Here is a 24,935-nt window from a genome sequence, read left to right on the forward strand (position 1 = left end):
GGAGCTACGCCACTTGAGTTGGGGGGTTAGTCGTCGAACTTGTTTAGGTAAGCTTTCGACGCGATATCAGTCCAAGAACGCACTTGCTCTAGGTAAGCTGCTTGTGATGCTTGGATCTCTTTCGCCATCTCATCTTTGTCAGCGTGCTGCTTAAGCAGTTTATCGTTGGCGTCACGAAGCGCATCCATCACCTCTTTCGGGAAGTCTTTCACTTTCACGTCAGGGTAATCAGTTTGGATAGTCGCCCAGTTCTTACCACTTTCGTGAGTCGATTGGATGTACATATCGTATGCGGCTGTCTTCATTGCAATTTGCAGAATCGCTTTCAAGTCATCCGGAAGCTTATTCCAAGTACGTTTGTTAACTAGGAACTGAAGCTCTGTTGCTGGCTCATGCCAACCTGTGTAGTAGTACGGTGCAATTTTGTGAAAGCCCATACGAAGGTCAAGTGAAGGGCCTACCCACTCAAGCGCGTCAATCGTGCGACGCTCTAGAGATGTGTACAATTCACCCGATGCGATGTTCGTTGGTTTAGCGCCAACTTCTGCTAGGATTTCGCCCGCGAAGCCTGGGATACGCATTTTCAGACCTTGCAAGTCCTCTACGCTGTTGATCTCTTTCTGGAACCAACCGCCCATCTGTACATCAGTATTACCGCCAGGGAAAGACAGCAAGTTATGTGGGTCATACACTTTTTCCATCAACTGCATACCACCGCCGTGGTAGAACCACGCATACTGCTCAGGTGCCGTCATACCAAAAGGCATAGTCGTAAAGTAGAGGGTATTTGGCACCTTGCCTTTCCAGTAGTAAGACGCAGAGTGGCCCATGTCGTACTGACCAGATTTCACCATATCAAACACACCGAACGGCGCTTTGTGTTTGTTAGACGAATCGATGCGAATTTGCAGACGACCGTTCGACATTTCTTCGGCCATTTTCGCCATGTTCTTCGTTGCATCACCGAAAATTGGGAAGTTTGGCCCCCAAGTTTCTGCAAGTTTTAGGCGATAGACTTTATCGTCAGCGCTGGCATTTCCAGCTACAAACGCTAGGCAGGTTGCAGCTACGATAGCCGTGCTCTTCATGACACGTGATACTGATTTCTTGATTAGACTCATTATTCAGTTCCTTGAGTAGGTTCCTTTTTGAAGTCAGTAACTGACTCCAAGTTTCACATTCCAGATAACTATGGATGGAAAACCCAGCAAGGTGTATTAGTGCGAGCACGCAGTAATAAGATTATCAACAGATCGACTTCGACCTTGGTATTACGTATTACTACGTAGGTGATAAACGAGGTAGTTACTCAAGACAAATAAAAATCAACTGGTTAGAGTGTTCAAAAAGAAATCTAGAACGAGACAAACACGTACGCATTTATTATCAGCAAGATATTACAGGATGGCTACTTTTGTGACATCTGTCGCTAACATCTCCCAATTTTCCAAACGACAGGATCAAAAAAACCCCTCGAAAGGGGTCTTTTTGAAATTGGGTAAAGTGAACGCTTATAGCGCTTTGTAGATCACTTTGTTGCCCGCTAGCTGCTCTTTAGCCACCAAACCTTCTTCAAGAAGCTTCTTTAGAGCGCCAGTTGCCCAAGAGGCTGCTTTCGCATCTTCTTGGCCAGCCGCAAGGCCGATACCTTTCGGGTTGATGCCTTCAGCGTTGTTAGCAACGATGTCTAGCACTTGTTGCTGTTTAGGAGTTAGGGCTACATCAACTTTTTTTGTCGCAGTTGCGGTTTCAACTACAGGTGCTTTTGCTACAACAGGCTTTGCTGTTTTTGTTGCAGCGGCTGTGTTGGCAACTACCGCTTTAATACGCTTTTGCAATTTTGATTGCACTTTGCGCTTATGAGCAAGTCTCATCGAGTTTTCTCTCCAATTCACTGCATCAGGGCAGTGGTCAAAATTTGAAGCGCGTTTTATACCAAAATTTTGAATGCTTTTGTAGGGTCTTGACACAAACTCGAGACAAAAATGCCGTCCCGAGCCAACAATGACTATTATTTAAACAATAAACTTTGTGGTTGTTTCACCAGTATAAAGTGAGATTAGTATTCATTGATGGCACCGATTATGGACACATTACATCTTAGCAATCACCACTACACTTGGGACTCTCCTACTGTCAGGATGTTGGCTGGCGTGGGCGCGTTGGTGTGTTTCTGCTTTTTGTTACTCTCACCTTCTTGGGAGCACGCCTGGCTGTTCATTGCTATTTTCGCAAGTGTGTCGGGCTTTGCTTACCTTATGCTACAAAAAAGTCGCGTCACGTTTACCCTAACCAACTCTCATCTTCAACAGCATTTGTTTAAGGGCGGCTGGGTTCTTCGCTGGGCGAATGTCGAGAGAATTGGGATCTGTACTCAACATCAAGAGGGCTGGCACAAGCCACTTCCCTGGATTGGGCTTAGAGTGAAAGAATATGGCCCTTACTTGGATGCCATCTGTCCGCGTATTGCCACCGATATTCTACTTAGCCAACGTGCACTACTTTATATCGGCGTACAGCAAACCTCACCAGCCAAGAGCTTTGAAGACATTGTTCTTGACGCTGAACCCTTTGTCGATGAGCGCGGCATCGAATACAAAGGACTTCTGGCCATGCTTGCCAATCGTATGAAGCATCAAAGAGAGTTTTACGGATACGACGTATTTATTGCCGAAGCGGATTTAGATAGAGCAGGAGAAGATTTTGTGGGATTGGCTCGCCGCTATCAAGCAGCGGCAAGCCGGAGTGAGGTTTAGTAAAGAGGCATCTCATCAGCAACGTACGGATTAGAGACACGCTCACGACCAAACGTCGACTCAGGACCATGACCAGGTACAAATTTCACATCATTACCCAGTGGCCACAACTTGGTTTTTATCGAGTTTATCAGTGTTGCATGATCGCCTTGAGGGAAGTCAGTACGACCGATGCTGCCATTGAACAGAACATCACCGACAAACGCGACCTTAGCGTCTTCATTAAACAAGCACACGTGACCTGGTGTGTGACCCGGCGTGTGGTAAACACTTAGAGATTCATTACCAAAAGTAACCACATCGCCTTCGTCTAGCCACTCAGTTGGCTCAAACGCTTCCGTTAATGGCCAGCCAAACATTTGACTTTGACCTTCCAAACCTTGAAGCCAGAAGTTGTCCGCTTTATGCGGGCCGATAATGTCCACTTTAAGAGACTCGGACATCTCTACCGTACCACCAACATGATCAAGGTGACCGTGAGTCAAAACTAGCTTCTCAATCGTTACGCCAAGCTGTTCAACCAAGGCTAGCAACTGTTTTACGTCACCACCTGGATCAACCACAATACCCTTCATAGTTTCGTCACACCATACAATAGAGCAGTTTTGCGCGAAGGTAGTGACCGGTACGATTTGATACTTAAGACTCATGATAAACCCTATATTTTGTAAACTGAGGCGACTATGACACTGTCATAGAAGAATAACAAGTCTGTGCCGCTGGCCAAACAGTGAAAATCAAGACAGTGATTAGACGATGCCCTACTCGTTACCATTATATTCCAGAGACAACAAAGCCACCGTGGCAAAACTGGCACGATGGCTCTTTATCAAAGTGAGGTTTGTTTGATTATCGATTACTCGATAAGGCAGCCTCTTCTACTGGGTTGCGCTTGTCATCGTAACGGTAGACGTCACCGCGGAAGTGTGCCTTACCGTCTACGAGCCAAGCTGTTTGATAGATAATGTGCACCGGAATTCGCTCCTTAAAGGCAATGGCTTTATTGGGACGCGAGGATGCGACATCTTCTAGGCTCTTACCCTGCACCTCTAGCAACACTTCAGCAAATTGGTCTGCATGTTCGACCCGGACACAACCCGAACTAAACGCACGTAAACTTTCATCAAACAAATGCTTACTTGGCGTGTCGTGCAAGAAAATGGCTTGCGCATTCGGTGTGTTGAACTTGTATTGGCCGAGCGCATTGAGCTCACCGGCTTTCTGGCGCATTCGATATGGGAATCGCCTAGCGTTGACCTCGCTCCAATTGATCATAGTTGGATCAATCCTGTTCTGGTTATTCCAGCCTTCCAAAATTTCGAAGCGCTGAGAAAACAAATAGGTCGGATCACGCTTCACTTTAGGAATAATGTCTTTCACCATGATCTTCCATGGTACATTCCAAGTAGGATTCAAGATCAATGAATCCATTTTGGTTTCAAAGATGGGAGTTTGACGACTGGTTCTACCGACAATGACTCTCGACTCGAATCGCGTTTCACCTTCATCCCAGTATTTGAGCTGAAAGCTCGGCACGTTAACCAAAATGATGTTTTGACGCTGCTCTGGCCATAGACGGGAGCGCTCTGAGTTCAACGCTAAGATCCTAAGTTTGTCATCGGAAGACTTATTCAACCATTCGACAGTATTTGGCCCAATAATTCCGTCGTCATTAAGTCCATAGAGACGCTGAAACTCGCGCACTGCAAAATCTAGCGACTCATCAAACATATAATCATCGCGAATCAACACCTCGACGTCCGACGCTTGTAAACGTTCGACCAGCAACTCATATTGTTGCGGCATCAGCACATCACCCATGCGCAATAATCCCGTTTGTTCGTACAATGGCGTATCGAGTTGAGACTTAACAACCAGGTCAATATAGGCGTTTTCAAATCCTGGCTGTTTAAGCATTGGTGAGGCGAGACTTAAAACATATTCCGATTCCGTACCAGCCTCAAAGGCAGAGACCAACAAATCTACTTCCGTCGCAGAAGGCCTTGGCATCACCTCATTCAAATCGGTAGTGAAATACCACTCTTTGCCTTTATCCGCCGCAGCAGCGACATAGCTCATGTAAAGCAGAAACGTGTCGGTGGTCAGTCTGTCATATAGAACAACATCCTGCTTCTGATAGGCAGCTTGCATTAAAGCGACACGATGTTCGAACACCGGACTAAAACCAGCCAACCGTACGACATCAAGTTGAAGGTTAACTTGAGCATTCAGCTCAACATCCGCCCAAAGCGTTGCTCGTTCTAGGCGAGAATAGACATATTCCACCAGTTGTGGATAAAGGAACTCGCTGTCGATGCTAGGCATCGATTCAATCTTTTCAGAGGCTTCTGCTGAGCTCGATTTCAGAATCGGTTCAATATGTTTAACAGAATAAGAGGTAAGTTCACTAGAATCAGACACGAGCTGGTCTGGCGCCGCTGTAACGGCGACTGAACTTGACAATGCCGAGATCAATATACTCGGCAAAATTAACCAGTTTCGCATCTACCCACCTCCTTAGACAGAGTCTTAAGTATGGCAGAAATCACACTTTGGAAAGTGCTAATTTATTTTAAACCAGTTAGCGTCTCATTTATGTGATAGCACTCCAATGGTTATCCCATTGAATCCCCGAGACAAAGGCATTCTTGGTGAGATCCGCATTTATTTTTACGACCTTTCCAACGCCAGAACTTACATAAAACTGGTCATTTTTAACCACCACGCCAGAGGCATCCGGCAACACATTGATCTCTAAAAGATCGAGAGAGGATTTGTCCCAAATACCATAACAATTGCCCCGTGGCGATGTCGCTAAGATATGAGAATCTGTTGCCGCGATGCTCGCCACATAATGGTTGAAGCGCGCCCACTGCTCTGGTTCACCACCGAGCTCAACCAGAGACTCACCAGTTCGATGCATGGCAACTAATGGAACATAATCATCTGGCTCGCCTCGATACTGCTGACCACACAGCACGGTTTGCTCGCCATCATGAGCCAAATGCCGAATACTCTTATGGTGATCTGGCAGCATCACTTGATCAAGCAACTCCCCATTGCCTGACAAATAGCTAAGGCTTGGCTTCATTGTTGCTAAATTAATCGGTGTTCTCCCTTGAGTATGAACTCCGCCGACACCAACTACCAACCGGCCATCAGACATAATAATGATTTCATGCGGGCCGACCCCAAACCCAGAAAACTCGGCAACTTTTTTGTAGCTATTCTCGGCATCGTATACACCAATAATGCCTCGGCTTGTCGCACGCTCTCCTTGAGTAGCGTATAACCAACGACCATCGTTTGAATACACCCCATGACCGTAAAAGTGACGATTGTTTTCCGCAGGAATGAGTGCCTTTTCTTCTCCATCTCGATAGTCAAAAACCATCGCATAACTGCCGGGACGACGAGCAAACATCACAGCGTGATGCTTTGATGGTGCTATCGCTACCCCATGTCCTCTCGCTGGCAAAGGGATATGATGTTGAAACTGCCCCAGTTGAGAGTAAACCACGGCCTCAAATTGACCTTGGCGACGAATCGCTCCACCAATCAATACTTGGTTTGTATTCATGCTGCCTAGTTCAACGTTGCTCTTAGCCGCAGTGCTATTCGTTACACAGCCCGCTAGCAATGAGGGCGAAAGCGTCCCCATTGCCAATGCTTTAGCTAGATTACGCTTAGCTCTATCAATCGCCATCTGTTGCATTGAACCCTATAACGACACCCAGATTTATAGCCGCTTCTTCACCAATCAAATATTTGAGCTGCTCCAGCTTGTTGAACTGCGCCAAAGCGGTTCGGTAACCCGATTTAGTTTGCAACATATCAAATAGACTCGATTCTTGTGGCCATGTTTCTAGCGTATCTTGGAACTGCTGAGCAATATCGTCAGCGAGTGCTTCCTCGCCTTTATCTCTCAGAATGGAGTCAAGACCACTTCCTTCGGCCAAATACAATGCCTGCATTGCCACTAGGTTTTCTTTTAGATTCGACAGCGAAGTTTGAGCGCGCCAAGATTCTGAAAAATACGGACGTGGTGCGCCAATTTTCGCAAGCGGACGAGACAGCTTCTTCATGCTGTAATCAAGCTGATTGGTGAGTAGCGCTAAATATTCCGCATGCCATGCTTTGGTATCTAACTCGACCCATGGGTTTGTGGTCCAAGCCTGCAAAACAGTGTTTGAACGATCGACCAGAGAGTCAGTAACCGCTTTAAGCAAGCTACAATCTTCCTTACCACCTTCACTCATGCTTGAGGCACCGTCATATAACAGCCATTCCACAGAGCCAAGCCCTTGAACTGTCACGCTCTGAGATTGAATCGACGTCATATCCCAACTCTTGGTTTTGATCGCCGTAGCCATCTTGCGGCCTGTGGTATTTTTTTTATCGGGCCAAAACTGAATGTTCCAGTTTTGTTCAAGCGCTTCTGAGGGGCCTCGCTCCTGCCCTTGAAGATGCATCCAGCTCTCCATCCCCTGCTGCCAAGCAATTTTCACATCTTTTAGGCTGCTTTGAGACTCGCAATAACGCGCAGATTGATTGCGAAGTTTGAGCATAGAATCATTAAAGCGCAGAGCAGATTCAAACTGGATCTCATACACACCTTGGCTTTGGTGATTGCTCGATTGAGGACGCAGTTTGTCTGTACTGGTTGATGATTGACACCCTGCCAGTAGAACTAAAGCCGCAATGGTCACTGATTTTTGATAATACATCACTGTTCCCTATAGCGAATTTAAGAAAGCAAGCAGCGCTTCACGCTCTTTCTTGCTCATTGCTAGCACCTGATTTCTTGAAGTTTGAGCTTCACCGCCGTGCCATAAAATGGCCTCGGTTAAGTTACGAGCACGGCCATCATGAAGAAAATACGTGTGACCATTCACTTCTTCGGTATACCCAATACCCCATAGTGGTGGCGTTCGCCAATGCGAGCCAGATGCAGCGTATTCCGGACGACCATCAGCAAGCCCCTCCCCCATATCGTGTAATAACATGTCTGTATAAGGATGAATTGTCTGATTCGACAAAGCAGGTAAGCCTTCGCGTTTCGCCGTTTGGATATTGGTTCGATGACAGTTGTCACAACCCACTTTTTTAAACAGTGCTTCTCCAGCTAGCACCTCTGAGTTATCAATATTACGACGCTGTGGAACGGCAAGGTGCTGTGTATAGAACTCAACAAAATCAAGAATGTTGTCGCTTACCTCAGGATCGCCGCCACTTAGGCTCTCGGTGCACAAATCTTGTTTATCAGTGCAGTTTTCTTCTGTAAACAATGCACTTGTTAAGCCAACATCACCGTTGAATGCCGCCGCATTTTGCTGCATTAGGTTCGGCTGTCCCGCTTTCCAGCCAAATCGTCCTAGGCTCATCTCTTTAGTTCGTACATCAAGCACATAGTTAGGAATACCAGCAACAGACGTTGTGTCCTGTTGTTGCTGCTTAGAAAACTCTAGGATGGTCGATTCAGGAATGGATTCAAGCAACCCAAGGCCGATCATAGGTGGAGCGACGCGAGCTGACATCATGACATCTGGATGCATATCTCCATAAGCAAGTTCAACGATCTTTAAGTTTGGCTTACGCAGCATAACCGTGGTGCCATCTTCAAATCGCATCGCGACATCGTCATAAGTAATGTGTATTTGGCCTTCAGGCGCCATATCTGGAAGAGCAAAGTCTTGAAGCTGACCACCATAAGTCGGCTCAGGAATTACACCTGACATTTTTACTGCTTGTTTTTGTGCTTCCGTCGTTGCAGGAATACTCAGACGAACTAACATTGACACCGCATGCTGGTCGTTCTGCTCTGGTGGGTGTCCACGACCATCTTTTATGTGGCAGTTTTGACATCCATTAGTATTGAATAAAGGCCCTAGACCATCACGAGCATCCGTCGATGCGGGCGCTTGAACCCAAGGGTTTCGAAAGAAACTGTTTCCGACACTAAAATCGAGACGTTTGCTCATCGGCAAGTTAGCCGCTGGCATTGAAAAGGCGTTGGCACCGTTTTTTTTAACCGTAGTTTTGCCGCCAGAAAGACGGCTAGGAGTCGACTCTGCAAAAACGGACGTGGAGATTATCGCAAAAAGCGCAACCCAGATGATGTTTGATCTAGACATACAGCACTCACAAATAGAACAACAAAGGGGGCAAGCGCCCCCATTTCACAGATTTTTATTATGATTAGAACTCGTGGTCAGCTGTGTCTGGGCTAAGGCTATCAATGCCTACAATACCCGCAGCACGTTCTATTGAACCTGTTTGAGCAACAAGTGCAATAATCGTCTCATTCACAAGTTGGTTGCCTTGTGGGTTGCTTGAGGCGATCAGTTGATCAAAGTACTGGTTGTCTTTTTCTGCAGAAGTGACAAGTTTGCCTACTTGAGCGCGAGCCAAATCAAACTGCTTTTGAATCTCTTTCGCTGCGCTCTTATCTTTTTGCTCTACAAGGTTAGCAATGCTTGGACCATCAACTAACGTGCCGTCAGCACGTACATAGGTACCGGTGTAGACGTTGTAGATCCCCTGCTCGTTATAGTAGTGAGAGTTGTGAGTGTTATCAGAGAAACAATCATGCTCATCTTCTGTTGAGTTTGCCTCTAGTGCCACTTTCATACGCTCACCTGCCAGTTCACCCAGCGATAGCGAGCCCATACCAAACAGCATTTTACGCAGACCATTGTCGGCTTTGTCAGCAAGAAGCTCTGTACGGTAGTTGTCTTTCTCTGATGCAGACCATTGCTTTTCCATCCACTGAAGATCTTGAATCAAAAGAGCAGAAGCCGCTTTTAGGTACTCAGCACGACGCTCACAGTTACCATTTGTACAACCTTCACCTACAACGTAATCCGTGTAAGGACGCTCTCCGGCACCTGCATTAGTGCCGTTCAGGTCTTGACCCCACAAAAGAAACTCAATGGCGTGGTAGCCAGACGCCACGTTAGCCTCTGAGCCACCGACTTCGTTTAGATCTGCAATAGCTTGAGGAGTAATACTCGCAACATCTAATGTAGTTGCACCAATCTTAAGAGTTTTGTTAGCAACAATGTTCGCCTGTGCGCCTTCATTGCCAAGTTCGTACTGATAGTCACTACTTACGTAGTCGATAAGTCCCTCATCAAGAGGCCAAGCATTGAGTTGACCTTCCCAATCATCAACAATCGAGTTTCCAAAGCGGAACACTTCTGTTTGCTGATACGGAACGCGTGAAGCAAGCCAAGCTTGTTTCACATCAGCAAAGCCTTTTTCCGATGGAGAAGCTAAAAATGTGTTAATTGATGTGTCTAACTCTTGCGCTGTAATACGCGCATCAGTAAACACAGCATGAGCAAGATCGGCGTAATGCTCGACAACTTGATCTTTAGTGACTGCTGAAAAAGCAGAGGTAGACGTGATAAGAAACGAGGCGACAATTGCGCCCTTCACTGCGGTTGTTACATTCATGAAAGCATCCTTGTTGAGCTTAATTCTTATTATTTAGTGCGAATTGTTATCATTAACACTATCAACCGCGATAATACCTAGTTACAATTTATTTTCAACAGTGAATACAAAAAAACCTCACATGCGTGAGGTTTTTTATTCAAAATGTTAACAAGCTACTCTAGAGCTCGAGATGATGCTTACCGTGTGAGACTTTGGCCTTTAGGTAGCTTTCATTACCATCTTTCACGTGAGCACTGGTGTTAACGACATCTTCGATATTAATACCATGCTCGCGCAGCTCACGGATTTTCTTGGGATTATTGGTAACTAAGCGAATTGAGTAAATGTCTAATGCTTTGAGCATTTGAGCCGCTTCGGTGAAATCACGTAAATCATCACCAAATCCAAGATGGTTGTTCGCTTCGTATGTGTTCATGCCTTCAGACTGAAGCTTGTAGGCATCTAGCTTGTTGTACAAACCAATACCACGCCCCTCTTGGCGCAAATATAAGATGATGCCACCTTCACGCCCCATCTTTTGGATGGTCTCTTCGAGCTGTTCACCACAGTCACAACGAGACGAATGGAATACATCCCCCGTCAAACACTCAGAGTGCATTCGCACTAAAGGTAGCGCTTGGTCTTTGTCTGCTGCTTTAAAGATAATAGCAACGTGTTCTTTGTCGGTCTCTAAGCCGCGAAAAGAGAGCATTTCCGCGTCGATGTCGCTTTTTGCACCGACTTTTAATTCTATTCTGGCACGTACTTCCGCCATCGTATTTCCTACTAGATTTTCTGAGGCTATCAGTGAGCTTATCTCAGCCATAGTCTGTTTCTCCAATATGGGAACTATGGGGGCTAATACCGCACTTTTCAACAATAAGATCACCAAGGAAAATGTTATATTATAACAATTAGTGCTTTTGTAAAATGAAAAAAGCCCCGAGTGAATCACTCAGGGCTTAGAATTTGTTGGAGTTAATACGCTGATTATGCTTGCTTTTGCTTCCATACTGCTAGCTGAACCCAAACGTTTTCCAGCTCTGCCAATTCTTCTTTCGTTAGCAAAGACATAGTTTTCGAGGTACTCGATGCGCTAGCACCATTTGATGATTGAAGGTGCGCGTAAAAGTCTTTTTTTAATTGGCTGATCACTGCTTCCACTGCTGTTCCACCTTACGTTTAAGACACTCCGATGCTTAGGCATCATACCATTCTGATCAGATCGTACAGCTTTTTTACCAATCTCTGGAACTGCAATCACATTTTGCCTACGTTTTTCATAGTTTTTTCTAAAATTTAACCTTGCCCGGACGATAGCGCTATTTTTGTACTGAACTTTTTTGATGCCACTGTACAATAACGGCACACCAACTAATAAAGTAAAAGCAATGTTGAAAATCATCAGTAACCAAGACTTCGACACGTTTTCTGAAAACGCGAAACAAGCACCGCGCAAGCGCAGCCATCACAACCTACACGAACAATTGGACGCGGGTGTGCAGCGCCTGTTCATTTCAACTGAGCCAGAAACTTACATGCGCCCTCACCGCCACCGTGAAGAGCACAAATGGGAGCTGTTTTTGGTACTTAAAGGTCAACTTGATCTACTTATTTTCGATGACGAAGGCAACGTAGTTCAGCGTCACAGCCTATCACCAGAAACCAACCGCGCTATCGAAATTCCACCAGGTACATGGCACGGTTATGCATGCATGGAGTCTGGTACTGTCGGTCTAGAAATCAAAGAAGGGGCTTACATCCCAACGCCTCAAGAAGATTTCGCGCCTTGGTCTCCTGCAGAAGGTGAAGACGGCGCTAATGAGTACCGCGACTGGATGAGAACAGCGCTACCAGCGTAACCTTCACAGGTAACCTCACCACTTCGCTGGTTAAATGTCCTCCGTCAGCCATGTTTTTGCTGGTAACATCGACCATAATGTTGATAATACTCGCTCCCTAACGCTGACTGAGGATACCTCGTGACCACTCCGGCATTTTCCACACTAAATCTACCTACTGAATTACTGAGCACTTTGGATAGCCTTGGCTACGCTAAAATGACACCGATTCAAGCAGACTCACTACCAAAAATCCTCGATGGTAAAGACATCATCGGTCAAGGAAAAACCGGTTCAGGTAAAACGGCGGCATTCTCACTTGGCCTACTTGCCAACCTCAACGTAAAGCGTTTTCGTGTGCAATCATTGGTGCTTTGCCCAACGCGTGAACTTGCTGACCAGGTTGCAAAAGAAATCCGTACCCTGGCTCGTGGTATCCACAACATCAAAGTGCTAACGCTATGTGGCGGAATGCCAATGGGGCCGCAAATTGGCTCTCTGGAGCACGGCGCTCATATTCTCGTCGGTACACCAGGTCGTATCCTTGATCACCTTGAAAAAGGTCGTATCAACCTTGAAGAGCTCAACACATTGGTGTTGGATGAAGCCGATCGCATGCTGGAAATGGGCTTTAAAGACGCACTCGATGCCATCATCGGTGAAGCGCCAAGCAATCGTCAAACGCTACTATTCAGTGCAACCTTCCCAGAGCAGATTCAAACCATTGCATCAACGGTAATGAAGCAGCCTGAGGTTGTGAAGGTAGAGAGCAAACACGATCATTCAAGCATCAAGCAGTTCTTCTATCAAACTGATACCACAGAAGAGCGTGACAACGCGTTAGAAACTCTATTACTAACACACCAACCAGAGTCTGCGGTTGTGTTCTGTAACACTAAGAAAGAAGTGCAAAACGTGGCGGATGAGCTTCATCATCGCGGCTTTAGTGTCATCGATATCCATGGAGACCTTGAGCAGCGTGACCGTGACCAAGCTTTGGTACAGTTTGCCAACAAGAGTGTCTCTATCCTAGTCGCAACCGATGTTGCTGCACGTGGCCTTGATGTCGACAACCTTGACGCTGTATTCAACTACGAGCTATCACGTGACCCTGAAGTGCATGTGCACCGTATCGGTCGTACTGGTCGTGCGGGAAACAAAGGCTTGGCATTTAGCTTCTACAGTGAGAAAGAGTTTTATCGTGTAGCACGCATCGATGAGTACTTAGATTTGCCTATTGAGCCAAGCACGCTACCACCAGCATCATCAAACCGCCCTTATCAGGCAACGATGACCACAATTCAGATTCTAGGTGGCAAAAAGCAGAAGCTACGTCCTGGGGATATTCTAGGTGCGTTGACGGGCGACAAGACTCTATCAGGCAACCAGATCGGTAAGATCAATATGTTCCCTATGAACGCTTACGTTGCGGTAGAAACATCCATTGCGAAGAAAGCGCTGGGTAAAATCACTAACGGCAAGATGAAGGGGCGTAACTTCCGCGCTCGTATCATTAAAGCGTGACGTTAATAGAGGCCGAGCTCTATAGCGTCAATACTTTATAGAGGCTCGGCTTTATAGAGACCCAGCTTTATAGAGATAGAGCGATGGATGAAAATGGACAGCCTTGCTTGCAACGTCCGCATCCATCGCACTTGCTTTCACTGACGGTGGGTAAACTCAAGTCTTCCAGTTCTATGGCGTCTTGAGGACATGCTTCCTGACACAAATAACAATCGCCAAACAGTGCGTTTTGACAGCTTTCTAAAAAGCTTGGTCGCAAGCCGCTATCCATTACACTTCCGTGCAATGCGCCTGTTGGACAGCTTTTCCCGCACTCTCCACACTGACTGCAATACCCATAGTCCAGCGTTAGCTGCGCCAACCCACCTTGGATGGAAATAACCTGTTCAGGGCAAACCTTTTGACATTCACCACAGCCGTCGCAGATTTGCTGAAACAGTACCTCGTCAATCGCTTTTGGCGGTCTTGGTAGCACTCTAACTACCTTTTCAGCATTCAACTTTGACGCAAGAGAGTCATCAGTCTCCGTCGGATTACGAGTCGCGCCATTTGTCAGAGCGCGAAACAAACCACGGCGGCTTATCGTCTTGTGCTCCATATAGGCTTTTACGTATTGCTCATCACGACTCATAATATTCTCACCATAGATGGGTGTATTTTTTAACGATACAGCTTCACAGCATTAGGCGTAATGTCGAGCACATCCTGTACCACTTCACACCATAGAGAAACCAAGCCTGCCAGCTGTTTGTAGCTTTGGGTTTTGGCATGCTGTTGTACCAATTCAAAGTAGCGGTAACACCACGTTAGCAAATGCTCGGTCAGTAACGTTTTAACCGTTTCGACATCTTGTTGTTGCTCAATAAGTTGGCTAACCGCAAACAACATCAAACCAATCTGGTCTTCTGGCTCGCGCATGCCTGTATCAAGCTCAATGCCGTATTCACGCAAGAACTGGCGATAGGCAACGGTACTGTCACCAAAAATCACTTCTTCTTTGTCGGTATACACAGAGCCCCAAGGTGGTGCCAACATCACCTCTCCGCCTTCAAACAGCAAGAAGAAGTCTTGATTTAGTGCTTCTGGCAATTCTGTTAGCGCTGTTTTACACCAGGCTTGAATATCGCTGTTCTCCAGCGCTTCATCTTCCGAAAGAGCTTTAATCAAAGTTTGGTTGTTGCTATCAGTAAGCGGGAAGTACAAAAGTGAGCCAAACACCTTGGCCATGGTCTGAAGGCTTTGAAGATCAATAACGTCTGATTGTGACATGAACTGAGATTACCAAGTTATTCTAAACAATAAAGTTGAGTGTAATAGAGGGTAGGCACAAGCGCCTACCCTCTTCACTCATTACATGCCAGCGGTCATGTGAAGACCGAAGAACACGCTGCGACCAATGAGCTCTGCAACCATAACCATTGCAAAACCCACCACCGCGATTGGCATTGAGCGCGATTCAGAGCGCATTGCCCAAACCCAAGCAGCAATACCAGCAAATACCAACACAAAACGTAGGTTCTGAATTTCTGCCATGTTTGGCACAAGCTCAGCGGCTGATACGATTGCTGAATGGATACTAGGTAGTGAACCCATCATAGATATCGTCGTCATCACAAGCGCTAGGCCTGCAACAGATGCAACAATCGCCGTGATCTTACCAAGCTTAGGACACTCAAGTTTCGCGCCACGCATCAGAATAAGTGACAACATCACGCCGCACACCACTGCCGTTAGTGCGAAGGATTGACCGGTAAACGGCGTATCCCAAGTTGGTACAGTATCAATGATGTATACGTTGGTCATTGCGTACATAAACACAACACCAATCAACATTGCCGCGACCAACAAGCCTTTGCGAATCGCTTCGCTGCCCTTGTCGATAACAGACAACAACCAATAGATGCCTCCCAAGCCAAAGAACATTGAACCAAACAAAATCTCGCGCGAAAGCCACGAGGTACCCACTTGATTCAACGCGTTAATGGCACGCATTGGGCTACCCAAGTGCATAGTCGAAGCCATAAAGCCTAGCCCCATAAACACCCAGATAAAGAACATGTTACGAGTAATGCCCGTTTTCACGTGCGCATCTGCTTTGCCAAACAGTGTGATTAGACCCATCACGACAAATGCACCCACCGCGGTTTGTGCAAATACAGTGAAGAAAATCAAAGGCCATTCATGCCATCCCATCTTAGACCTCCTTAGGGTTTGCTAGGTGACCAGTCGTGTCATTAGTTGGACGCGCATGACGGTTTGGCTTGATCACAATATTAGGTTTCGTCAGTGACGAAGACGGAAGCGGTGCCACATCAGCATTAGTACCGTATTTGGCACGAAGCTCAGCAATCGGGCCAAACTCCAACGCTCGCAGCGGGCATGAACCGACACAGATCGGCTCGAAACCCTCTGCCACGCGCTCAAAACAGCCATCACACTTGGTCATGTGACCTTTTTCTTTGCTGTATTGTGGCGCACCGTAAGGGCACGCATTGGCACAGTGTTTACAGCCAATACATACCTTTTCATCTACGATGACAAAGCCATCTTCACGTTTGTGCATCGCACCAGACGGACACACTTTTGCACACGCTGGCTCATCACAATGGTTACATGCGATAGAGGTGTAGTAGGCGAACACATCCTGACGGTAGGTACCGTTCTCTTCTACCCAGTTACCACCAGCGTATTCATACACTCGGCGAAAACTGCGGTCGACACCCAAATCTTTAAAGTCTTTGCAAGACAACTGACAGGTTTTACAGCCAGTGCACTTACTCGAGTCGATATAAAAACCGTATTGTTTCATGAGTTAGTCCTTACGCCTTCTTAACCAGTTGAACTTCGACAAGGTTGGTGTGTTGCGGGTTGCCCTTCGCCAATGGACTTGGCTTTTGAGACGTCAACACGTTGATTGAACCATTGTGGTCCACCTTATTGCCATCTGGTGCGTACCAAGCGCCCTCGCCCAATGCCACAACACCAGGCATCATTCGAGGCGTCACTTTCGCGTTGATGCGAACTTCACCACGGTCGTTATAGATCTTGATGCGATCGCCGTTCTTGATTCCACGACGCTCTGCATCCATTGGGTTGATCCACATCTCTTGCTGAGCCGCTTGCTTAAGCACATCAACGTTGCCGTAGGTAGAGTGACAGCGAGCTTTAAAGTGGAAACCGGTCAATTGAAGCGGGTACTTGTTACGCAGAGGCGAGTCCCAGCCTTCAGAAGTACTCACATAAATCGGTAGCGGGTGAATCACATCACCTTCAGGCAGTTCCCACTCCGCAGCTAGTCTTGCTAGTTCTTCAGAATAAATCTCAACCTTGCCAGACGGAGTCGTCAGCGGATTGTTCTCTGGATCTTCACGGAATGCTTGGTAAGCCACATAGTGTCCATTCGGGTCACTACGCTTAACGATGCCTTGCTTGCGAACCGTTTCAAAATCCGGAAGTGTTGAGTCCAGCTTCAAGGTTTCAGCATACAGATGACGCAACCAACCTTCTTGATCGCGACCTTCGGTAAACTCTTTACCTACACCCATACGCTCAGCAAGATCCGAACAGATTTGGTAGATGCTGCGTGCCTCGAACTGAGGCTCAATCGCTTTGTCTGCAAAGATGAAGTAAGGCATGTTCGCCGCTTTACCATCCATACAGAAATCCGCCTGCTCTGACGTGGTCAGGTCTGGTAGGATGATGTCCGCATATTTAGCCGAAGACGTCATATGGTTATCAATCACCACAATCATCTCACACGCTTTGTCATCTTGTAGGATGTCGTGGGTACGGTTGATATCAGAGTGCTGGTTGATGATGCAGTTACCTGCGTAGTTCCAGATGAACTTAATTGGCACATCAAGCTTATCTTTACCGCGCACCCCGTCGCGAGTTGCCGTCATTTCTGGGCCACGCACGATCGCATCTGTCCAAAGGAACATAGAGATAGACGTTTGAATAGGGTTTTCAAGGGTCGGGAAACGAACAAACGGAATGTTGTAATCCGACTCACGAGCGCCAGAGCCGCCACCATGAATACCTAAGTTGCCCGTTAACAGCGCCAACATAGCGATAGCACGAGAGGCAATCTCACCGTTTTGAGTACGTTGCAGACCCCAACCTTGATAGATGGCACACGGTTTGGTTGAACCGATTTCGCGAGCCGTCTGAATAATGATATCGACAGGAATACCGGTAATCGGTGCAGCCCACTCAGGCGTCTTCTCGATGCCATCTTCACCAAGGCCAAGAATGTATGACTTGTAGTCACTGTTGGCTGGTGCCGACGCTGGCAGGGTCTTCTCGTCGTAGCCGACGCAGTATTTGTCTAGGAACGCTTGGTCAACCAAGTCTTCTTTGATCATCACGTGCGCCATCGCAGCAATAAAGGCCGCATCCGTACCCGGTTTAATTGGGATCCACTGATCTTCGTGGCCAGCTGCTGTATCGTTGTAACGCGGATCAATCATGATCATGCGCGCGTTCGATTTCGCTTTGCTCTCAATTAAGTGGTGGATCAAACCGCCGCCAGACATGCGCGTTTCAGCGGGATTATTACCAAACTGAACAATCAGCTTACTATTCTCTGTATCTGAGAAGGAGTTACCATTCGCCCAACCACCGTAGGTGTAGCTCAAACCTTTAGCAATCTGTGCTGTCGAATAGTCACCATAGTGGTTCAAATAACCGCCGGTTAGATTCATCAAACGAGCAATCAAAGACTTACCTGGAGGCCAAGACTTAGTAACCGTGCCGCCGAGCGTACCCGTACCATAGTTCAAGTAGATCGCTTCATTGCCGTATTCTTTTTTGATGTGATCTAGGCTATTGACGATCTCCGTGTAAGCTTCATCCCAAGAGATGCGCTTAAACTTACCTTCACCGCGCTCACCAATGCGTTTCATTGGGTATTTCAGGCGATCCGGATTGTAGACACGGCGACGCATTGAACGACCACGTAAACACGCGCGCACTTGCACATCTTTGTTCGCGTAATCATCGGTACCGGTGTTATCGGCGTCGACCCATTTAATCTCGCCATCGACTACGTGCATGCGCAGTGGGCATCGGCTACCACAGTTAACTGTACAAGCGCTCCAAACAACCTTTTCATCACTTGGTGCTGATTGGGTCTCTGCGTGTGCAGATTTGAAGGGAAGAGAGATGGCACTGGTCGCTGCCGCGAGACCACCGATGGCCGACGAGGATTTGATGAACCCTCGACGCGTCAACGACGGCGTCAGTAATTGCTTCAGTTTATTATTCATATAGACATGCTCAGTCATAGTTATGCATCATCGCAAGCATGTTACAAACGAAAAAACTGGAAACAATTGACGAAAATCAACTCTACTACTTAATAGGTAATTTCTGACAAAAACTTTTCATTTGGTAGAATATTTTTAGAACAGACGTTTATAAAAACAAATAAATTACAACATTTGCGTTTAACCACAGAATATATTGATAATTATTCTAGACATGTAATACGAATAAATCGTATTACATGTCCATCTATCTCCCCTAAACAGAGCTAAATTTCAGCAATAAATAACTGTGTTATCAGAGGGTGCGCAGTGGCTCCTGTGAGCAGCACTATGTCGACATTAGGCAGTGGCGGCATATTATCTAGAATGACCACATCCTTGTTGACGCTCAGTTGCCCCATCGCCCCGACGCCAAGCCCTGCAGAGACCAACGACCGTTGGGCGGATGCCGTATTGCAGCATGCGATGAGTTGATGGCTAACACTGCGTTTCGCCAAAATATCAATAGCAGCAGCATGGTATTTACAGTCGGTTTGAAACAGCACCAAAGGCAGCGGCCTTTGAGAGACATTAAAATCCTCAGCAGCAATCCACACTCCGCGATCGGACTCAAGCCAATAACCCTCTTCACTGTCTGGTGCTCTGGTCACTATCGCTGCGTCGATTTTCCCTTCATCGAGCCACTCTCTTAGAACGACACTGGGTTGAGAGTAAACTTGAACTGAACAAGTCGGCTCCGTTTGAGTGATGGCACTGATCACTTTTGGAAGAATGGTTTCATTGTAATCTTCGGGGCAGCCGAGCCTCAGTGAGGTTTTATTTTGATACTTCTGAACTTGATGCAACGCTTTATCATGCAGCGCCAAGATTTGCTCCGCGTGTGCTTTTAGCGCTAGCCCTGCTTCTGTGAGCATCATATTACGCCCCTGACGCTCAAACAGTGGCGTCCCCGCTTCACTTTCTAACTTCTTCATCTGGGCGCTAAACGCAGACTGCGTTCGATTGATCTGTTTCGCCGCCCGAGTAAAACTGCCCGTTTCCGAAAACGTCAAATAGCTGCGTAGCGCTTCAATATCCATAACCCTCTCCACCCATCGATTCCATTGATGGCACTCATTAAAACTATGCGTTAGTCACCCATCAAACCATTGATTATGATGAAAATCAAACCAAGAAAGGAGGCGACATGAAACTGTATATTGCAAACCAAAACTACTCGAGTTGGTCACTACGAGCCTGGCTTATCTTTGCTCAAAACAATATAAACGTGGAAGTGGAAAAGCTCACTCTATTCACTCCCGAGTTTTATCAAACACTTGCCGAAGTAACACCAACAGCCAAAGTGCCTACCCTAGTCGACGCCGACATTACCACTTGGGATTCACTCGCCATCATGGAATATGTCAACGAGCGATATCTTGATGGTCGCTGCTGGCCAGGGTCTATCACAGAGCGCGCCAAAGCACGTGCCGTAGTCAGTGAAATGCACTCAGGTTTTATGGCGCTTCGTAATGAGCTACCAATGAACTGCCGCGCTCGTCGCAAGGTTAAATTAAGCCAAGCGGCTCGTGCGGATATCAAACGAATCGATGATTTATGGTCAGAGCAAATGAGCCAGTATCCAGAACAATGGCTATTTGGCGACTGGTCCATTGCTGACGCTATGTATGCTCCCGTCGCACTCAGATTTAGAACCTATGGTATTGAGCTATCTGAATCTGCAAAGCACTATCAAGAAAAAGTCCTCTCCAGCGGCGCCATTTTGCGATGGCTTGCAGAGGCAAGCTCTGAGACGGACATCGTAATGGAAGATGAAGCTGGCGAAGAAGTCTGCGCCTAGCGCTTAACATCAACTACAATAAAGCCATGGTAAAACAGGTAAATACTACTTAAAGGAACCTCTCCATGGCTGGCGCAAGTTTACTGACTCTGATTGACGATATTGCCGTACTGATGGACGATGTGGCGGTCATGTCCAAAGTTGCGGTTAAGAAGACCGCTGGTGTGCTCGGTGACGATCTAGCGGTTAACGCAGAGCAAGTCAGCGGCGTCTCTACTGAGCGAGAGCTGCCGGTAGTTTGGGCAGTAGCAAAGGGCTCACTGCTTAATAAAGTCATTTTAGTCCCCGCTGCACTTTTGATTAGCTTGGTTGCCCCTTGGCTAATAACACCCCTTCTTACTCTTGGTGGTGCTTTTCTCTGCTATGAAGGCTTTGAAAAGGTGCACCATTGGTGGAGCCATCGCGGCGAAACGTCAACAGCAACCAGTAATCATCCAGCTCTAACCATGAGCGAAGAAGAACTCGCCGATTACGAAAAACAAAAGGTGAAAGGCGCCGTTCGCACCGACTTTATTCTTTCAGCTGAAATTGTGGTCATTGCGCTGGGTACTATGATGGCGCAGTCCCTCGCCATGCAAGCGATAGGCTTAAGTGTGGTAGCGGTATTAGTCACCGCAGGTGTATACGGTTTGGTAGCGATCATCGTCAAACTTGATGATGCAGGGCTATGGCTTATCAATAACAACCCCAACAAGAGTTCGATAAAACAAAAGCTTGGCATGGGTCTGCTGCAGTTTGCTCCGTGGTTAATGAAAGCGCTGGGTATTGTTGGCACTATCGCCATGTTCCTAGTTGGCGGTGGTATTATCGCCCACGCCCTGCCCTGGCTGGAACACTTAAGCGCCGCTCAAGCGGACACATTTAATCATATTCCTAGCCTAGATCTATTCTGGGAGAGCATCGGCGCGAGTATGATTCATCTAGCAAGTGGTGCTGTCCTTGGCGCGGTATGTTTTGCGCTGCACCAAGTTTTTGTAGCGTTCAGAAATAAATAAACGGCACACTCCTTATCGGAATATGCCGTTACTAAGTAGCTAATCTATCGCTGTACTAAACCGATAGAATGCGCTGGTTAGCCTTTCAGCTCAGACAGCTGATCAGAGAACCAAATCTTGCGCTGGAAACGCGGGTTTTTAGAAGACATGTCGATCTTATATGGATTTTCTTCTTCCAAACGCTGCGGAATATCTAAGATTTTGCTTAGCTCCTGCGCCAAGTACTTCTCAATCTTCAGTACCACCATCTTCTTACGCAGACGACCTTGTTCGTCACGGTTAAGAATGGTTGGCATGGTATTGAGCGTCAGAATCTCGCCCAATGCAGGGTGCGACATACGCTCACGACCTTCGGTGCTCGCGTAGAAGTGAGAGACGGTAAACACCATGTTCTCAGGTTTAAGCTGCTGCAGGAACTGGCACGATTTCACCACGGTTGACCCAGTACGAACCATGTCGTCGAACAGTACGATGCTCGACTTTTCCAAACCTTCGAACGTGTCTTCACTCTCTTTGTGTAGAGTGATTTCAACTTTACGTTCAGCGGTGCGCTCTTTATCCAACATGATGAATTTGGCTTTGCTCAAACCAATTCGGTTGTACATCTCTTTAACGAAATCACGTGCCCCCTTGTCTGGCGCACAAAGTACCAAACCTTCGCCATCTGGGCCGTAGTTCAACATATTAGAATTGAGCAGGTAATGCGCGTAAATCTGATAAGGAATGAGATTATAGAAGCGGCCACCAAACACATCGCCAAACATCTTTTGCACTGAGTCTGAGTGATTGTGTACCGTCACTACATCATCAACGCCAGACAGCTTCAACAACTGCGCATAAAGCTGTGCGGTAAACGGCTGACCATCAAACTTCTTGATATCCGACACAGAACGTTCACCGCCCGTATCACCAAGCTCCGGACGCGCACCACGATCTTGCGCAGAAAAGAACAGGTCTGGCTCCACCAGCACTACACGACTCGCACCGTTTTCTTTGGCAGCACGCGCAATAATAAAGTTGTGCATCGCTAGCTCTTGACGACTGGTCACTAGATTCCCAGTGCTGACGATAACGACCGTCTTACCTTCTAAGCTATTGCCGATATTGTCCATGTCATCTTCATCGGAGATAAAGCGCGGGCAAAATTCGGTATTCATGAAGTGCTTCATACTGATGACATCAGAGATGTCCTCATGCTGCCCCATCGCATAAGCGACATCAATGGCAAACGGGTTATCGGAAGAGTTACTGACAATCACTATATCGCTAGATAGTGCGTTTTGGCTGCTCATGGCAATCCTTATTGATTCGGAAAGTGAGTGGGTTGTGATGGGGGTATTCTAGCGGGAAAGGGAGCAAAACGGCAGGGGGAAAGGGTAATTAATGGTAAGTGCGAGTTGGAATGCTAAGTGACCTTTGTACAAAACCGTGCCAGCGCCTTCACTAAATTAGTATTTAATGGAGCATCTGAAGTACGGTAAGCCGGTATACGATCAATGGGACAACGTAGACTACATTACTGGCTCAAGGGTTGAATACCTAATGACAAACCGGACTGACCATTTCCAGTCCGGTTTTATTACCTAATTACCATTGATAGAGTGCGATACAACCACCAATAAAGAAGCAAATCGTTCCAGCTAGAAAACAAAATTTTTCAAAATTACCCATACTCCCTCCTTTAAACAAATAGAACTTTAATCGCTAAACCTATTAGAACTCCCCCTGACAGGCGGTCGATTAAAACTGCGTATTGACGTAAGTAGGTCATCGTATTCGGTCTAGATAATATGCAAGCAATGAATGAGTACCACATTGCGTCTAGAAAAATTGGCGTGGTCGCAATAATCGCTTTGCTCTGAAAATCATTACCAACAGAGACAAATTGGCTAAACAGAGCTAGAAAGAAAATGATGATCTTTGGGTTAAGCAATGAGATCACAAAGCCAGCGCGGGCCGACTCTAGTCGAGTAAAGGGTTTTCCACTCACTATTTTGTCGGACAGCCCCCCTTTAGAACGTAATGAACACATACCTAAATAAAATAGATAAGCGGCACCAGAATACGCAATAAAGTGGAAAACTAGCGGAGAGTTTTTCAAAGTCAGAGCAAGACCTGTCAACGACAGAATCGCATAGATACCAACGCCAATTGCATGAGAGCAAGCTGTAATAACCCCGTTAATTCGGCCACTTGCTAAAGTATGGCGAGCAACCATGATAACGGATTGGCCAGGTGTCATTGTGCCTAGAAGTGTCACGATAAACAGTGACGCAAAAACAGAGAGAGTCATATAACCTCAACTTATTAAATTTGTACGAATTTTGGATGTAATTTGGTCTTTGATTAGGACGCTACCAAGGTACGTTTAATAAGTTATTGTGTGTTGCTGCGTGCGCAGCTGAGGTTTTAAAATTCTTCATAGGCGACCACTATGCCATCACGAAAAAATCATATCAATACTCGCTTGTCATGATATTTAATCATAGCGATTATGAGTTGTTCTGAATTTGGCCTACAGTCTTTTGACCAAATTATTCTAATGGAGGTTTACTATGGTCTAAACACGTTTTGGGGCAAAAATAAGCTAGCCTCGTCACTCAGTTTGCGGAGTTGACGATATGATTCAGTGGGCGCTGTCAGTAGATTCCTGCCTTCGCAGGAATGACCGGATTTGGATTTGGGTTATTGACACAGAAAGGGGCATAAATGCGTTAAGGAAAAGCGAGCATTAGCAACAGATCAATACCTACTGGTGTAACAACGTCGGTCAACTCAGCTTTCAAGGTTAAAAGGCGAGTCAATACCCGCTGCGGTTAGATTCCTGCCTGCGCAGGAATGACGCTAACTAAACGTGGGGGATAGTATCTAGTCCGAAGGTAGATAAGCACGCCCCTCACTTCCACCCCTGCAACCAACTCTCCCTATCCTTCAACTCACGCCAATCCATCTCTATCACTCGCTTCGACATAATCGCCTCTAACTGACAACCAATCACAATGCCCTCTTCATCGCGCTCTACTTCAACCACAATGAAGTGCTTCTCTTTCTGTTTCGGTGTCACTGCTGTCCACTTGCTGTTCAGTAACTTGTTGGGATTAAACTTATTTATTGTCGAAGCCATGTTTCTCAATACCAATTGTGAATATCTTCTCTTTCAACGTAACCCCTGACAATTCGATCATTCTTTGAGAACCATTTATCTCCATCACTAACCGTTTATCTCCAAAAATCACCATTTGTCGCATCACGAAGCGATGCCCTGCCCGACT

At 46.6% G+C, this 24,935-nt stretch carries 24 protein-coding genes; 5 read left to right on the plus strand and 19 right to left on the minus strand.

The genetic code is table 11. The annotated features are described in order from the left end of the window. Positions 1-26 precede the first annotated feature (26 nt). Together ACVA6Q_RS12615 and ACVA6Q_RS12620 are read right to left on the minus strand one after the other, a co-directional pair. On the minus strand, positions 27-1,121 hold the full coding sequence (locus ACVA6Q_RS12615) for a TRAP transporter substrate-binding protein (protein ID WP_418641551.1): 1,095 nt from the start codon (positions 1,119-1,121) through the stop codon (positions 27-29). A gap of 390 nt (positions 1,122-1,511) precedes the next feature. Next, entirely contained in the window at positions 1,512-1,874 is a 363-nt protein-coding gene (locus tag ACVA6Q_RS12620) for a MarR family transcriptional regulator (RefSeq protein ID WP_446647738.1), read from the minus strand. Positions 1,875-2,084: 210 nt separating this feature from the next. Here ACVA6Q_RS12620 and ACVA6Q_RS12625 point away from each other — a divergent pair, with 210 nt between their 5' ends. Next, positions 2,085-2,756, plus strand: a complete 672-nt coding sequence (locus ACVA6Q_RS12625) for a DUF2982 domain-containing protein (protein WP_446647739.1) — start codon at positions 2,085-2,087, stop codon at positions 2,754-2,756. On the opposite strand, the gene ACVA6Q_RS12630 is transcribed toward ACVA6Q_RS12625, so the two are convergent. From ACVA6Q_RS12630 to ACVA6Q_RS12665, 8 genes are all read right to left on the minus strand, one after another. After that, entirely contained in the window at positions 2,753-3,406 is a 654-nt protein-coding gene (locus tag ACVA6Q_RS12630; RefSeq protein ID WP_353498434.1) for an MBL fold metallo-hydrolase, read from the minus strand. The genes ACVA6Q_RS12625 and ACVA6Q_RS12630 overlap by 4 nt on opposite strands. Before the next feature lie 199 nt (positions 3,407-3,605). Beyond that, positions 3,606-5,261: a L,D-transpeptidase family protein gene (locus tag ACVA6Q_RS12635; protein ID WP_418641554.1), complete on the minus strand. Its 1,656-nt coding sequence runs from the start codon at positions 5,259-5,261 to the stop codon at positions 3,606-3,608. A gap of 88 nt (positions 5,262-5,349) precedes the next feature. Continuing rightward, the gene (locus ACVA6Q_RS12640) at positions 5,350-6,471 is read right to left on the minus strand and encodes a DUF1513 domain-containing protein (RefSeq protein ID WP_446647740.1); all 1,122 of its coding nucleotides are present in this window, start codon (positions 6,469-6,471) and stop codon (positions 5,350-5,352) included. Continuing rightward, positions 6,452-7,483 carry an imelysin family protein gene (locus tag ACVA6Q_RS12645; protein WP_446647741.1) on the minus strand — a complete coding sequence of 344 codons (1,032 nt, stop codon included), beginning with the start codon at positions 7,481-7,483 and terminating at the stop codon, positions 6,452-6,454. Before ACVA6Q_RS12645 ends, ACVA6Q_RS12640 begins: the two co-directional genes overlap by 20 nt. 9 nt (positions 7,484-7,492) lie before the next feature. Continuing rightward, the gene (locus ACVA6Q_RS12650) at positions 7,493-8,890 is read right to left on the minus strand and encodes a di-heme oxidoreductase family protein (RefSeq protein WP_446647742.1); all 1,398 of its coding nucleotides are present in this window, start codon (positions 8,888-8,890) and stop codon (positions 7,493-7,495) included. 64 nt (positions 8,891-8,954) lie between these two features. After that, positions 8,955-10,214, minus strand: coding sequence for an imelysin family protein (locus ACVA6Q_RS12655; RefSeq protein ID WP_446647743.1), 1,260 nt, complete (start codon positions 10,212-10,214; stop codon positions 8,955-8,957). Between the two features lie 160 nt (positions 10,215-10,374). Then, a complete protein-coding gene (locus ACVA6Q_RS12660; RefSeq protein WP_353498676.1) occupies positions 10,375-10,971 on the minus strand; it encodes a GTP cyclohydrolase II in 597 nt (198 codons plus the stop codon). A 215-nt stretch (positions 10,972-11,186) separates the two neighbouring features. Then, positions 11,187-11,360, minus strand: coding sequence for a hypothetical protein (locus tag ACVA6Q_RS12665; protein ID WP_042498055.1), 174 nt, complete (start codon positions 11,358-11,360; stop codon positions 11,187-11,189). A gap of 182 nt (positions 11,361-11,542) precedes the next feature. Between ACVA6Q_RS12665 and ACVA6Q_RS12670 the strand changes: the two genes are divergently transcribed. Then, the gene (locus ACVA6Q_RS12670; RefSeq protein ID WP_353498428.1) at positions 11,543-12,058 is read left to right on the plus strand and encodes a WbuC family cupin fold metalloprotein; all 516 of its coding nucleotides are present in this window, start codon (positions 11,543-11,545) and stop codon (positions 12,056-12,058) included. A 120-nt stretch (positions 12,059-12,178) separates the two neighbouring features. Continuing rightward, entirely contained in the window at positions 12,179-13,561 is a 1,383-nt protein-coding gene (dbpA, locus tag ACVA6Q_RS12675) for an ATP-dependent RNA helicase DbpA (protein WP_353498427.1), read from the plus strand. A 67-nt stretch (positions 13,562-13,628) separates the two neighbouring features. Here the strand turns inward: dbpA and ACVA6Q_RS12680 are convergent, their stop codons facing one another. The 6 genes from ACVA6Q_RS12680 to ACVA6Q_RS12705 all read right to left on the minus strand — a co-directional run bounded on the left by ACVA6Q_RS12680 (position 13,629) and on the right by ACVA6Q_RS12705 (position 19,907). Next, positions 13,629-14,192 carry a ferredoxin-type protein NapF gene (locus tag ACVA6Q_RS12680; RefSeq protein WP_446647744.1) on the minus strand — a complete coding sequence of 188 codons (564 nt, stop codon included), beginning with the start codon at positions 14,190-14,192 and terminating at the stop codon, positions 13,629-13,631. A gap of 29 nt (positions 14,193-14,221) precedes the next feature. Further along, entirely contained in the window at positions 14,222-14,830 is a 609-nt protein-coding gene (locus tag ACVA6Q_RS12685) for a TorD/DmsD family molecular chaperone (protein ID WP_446647745.1), read from the minus strand. Between the two features lie 81 nt (positions 14,831-14,911). Next, complete coding sequence (locus ACVA6Q_RS12690) at positions 14,912-15,754, minus strand: DmsC/YnfH family molybdoenzyme membrane anchor subunit (RefSeq protein WP_446647746.1); 843 nt, start codon at positions 15,752-15,754, stop codon at positions 14,912-14,914. Position 15,755: 1 nt separating this feature from the next. Further along, on the minus strand, positions 15,756-16,370 hold the full coding sequence (locus tag ACVA6Q_RS12695) for a DMSO/selenate family reductase complex B subunit (RefSeq protein ID WP_042477459.1): 615 nt from the start codon (positions 16,368-16,370) through the stop codon (positions 15,756-15,758). A gap of 10 nt (positions 16,371-16,380) precedes the next feature. Next, complete coding sequence (locus ACVA6Q_RS12700; RefSeq protein ID WP_446647747.1) at positions 16,381-18,828, minus strand: DmsA/YnfE/YnfF family dimethyl sulfoxide reductase; 2,448 nt, start codon at positions 18,826-18,828, stop codon at positions 16,381-16,383. Positions 18,829-19,094: 266 nt separating this feature from the next. Then, positions 19,095-19,907 (minus strand): LysR family transcriptional regulator, encoded by an 813-nt coding sequence (locus ACVA6Q_RS12705; RefSeq protein WP_446647748.1) that lies wholly within the window; start codon positions 19,905-19,907, stop codon positions 19,095-19,097. Positions 19,908-20,014: 107 nt separating this feature from the next. Between ACVA6Q_RS12705 and ACVA6Q_RS12710 the strand changes: the two genes are divergently transcribed. After that, entirely contained in the window at positions 20,015-20,668 is a 654-nt protein-coding gene (locus ACVA6Q_RS12710; RefSeq protein ID WP_446647749.1) for a glutathione S-transferase family protein, read from the plus strand. Between the two features lie 65 nt (positions 20,669-20,733). Next, the gene (locus ACVA6Q_RS12715) at positions 20,734-21,663 is read left to right on the plus strand and encodes a DUF808 domain-containing protein (RefSeq protein WP_446647750.1); all 930 of its coding nucleotides are present in this window, start codon (positions 20,734-20,736) and stop codon (positions 21,661-21,663) included. Positions 21,664-21,740: 77 nt separating this feature from the next. On the opposite strand, the gene ACVA6Q_RS12720 is transcribed toward ACVA6Q_RS12715, so the two are convergent. The 3 genes from ACVA6Q_RS12720 to ACVA6Q_RS12730 form a co-directional block, all read right to left on the minus strand. After that, positions 21,741-22,955, minus strand: a complete 1,215-nt coding sequence (locus ACVA6Q_RS12720) for a phosphoribosyltransferase family protein (protein WP_353498419.1) — start codon at positions 22,953-22,955, stop codon at positions 21,741-21,743. A 389-nt stretch (positions 22,956-23,344) separates the two neighbouring features. Further along, positions 23,345-23,956: a LysE family translocator gene (locus ACVA6Q_RS12725; RefSeq protein ID WP_446647751.1), complete on the minus strand. Its 612-nt coding sequence runs from the start codon at positions 23,954-23,956 to the stop codon at positions 23,345-23,347. Between the two features lie 603 nt (positions 23,957-24,559). Continuing rightward, a complete protein-coding gene (locus ACVA6Q_RS12730; protein WP_446647752.1) occupies positions 24,560-24,787 on the minus strand; it encodes a TIGR02450 family Trp-rich protein in 228 nt (75 codons plus the stop codon). Positions 24,788-24,935: the final 148 nt, after the last annotated feature.

It is taken from the genome of Vibrio sp. DNB22_10_4 (assembly GCF_052879755.1).